At 43.3% G+C, this 467-nt stretch carries 1 pseudogene; it reads left to right on the top strand.

Annotation, left to right across the window (positions count from 1 at the left end):
• Nucleotides 1–356 (top strand): annotated as a pseudogene (locus M3175_RS25930) (ABC transporter ATP-binding protein); the annotation flags it as partial.
• Nucleotides 357–467: the final 111 nt, after the last annotated feature.

Raw genomic sequence — 467 nt, 5'->3', positions numbered from 1 at the left:
ATTTAGAAGAAGCTGAGCAGCTGTGTAAAAACATTGCTATCCTTGACCAGGGTGAAATTCGTATCAATACCGATATGAAAAGTTTGCTTACCAGCCTTGATGTGGAAAGCTTTGTGTTTGATTTGGCGCAACCTTATCCCGCACGCATTGCGTTAACCAATGTGGTAAAAACCAAGCAGCCAGACCCGTTGACCCTTGAAGTCACACTCAAAAAAGGCGACAGTCTAAATGACGTCTTTGCCCAGTTAACTGCTCAAAATATTCAGGTAGCCAGTATGCGTAACAAAGCCAATCGCCTTGAAGAGCTGTTTTTGGGGATTGTTGAAAATAATTTGACTGAAAAATTGGAGAATTAACATGGATTTTCAGCGCCAGTTGGTTGCATTTAACACCTTGTTAGTCAAAGAAATCCGCCGAATTCTTCGCATTTGGCCGCAAACGCTGTTGCCCCCTGCCATCACCATGAG

The sequence above is a fragment of the Robertmurraya korlensis genome (assembly GCF_023715225.1).
GTDB lineage: Bacteria > Bacillota > Bacilli > Bacillales > Cytobacillaceae > Robertmurraya_A.
This window is presented reverse-complemented; position numbering and strand designations above follow the sequence as displayed.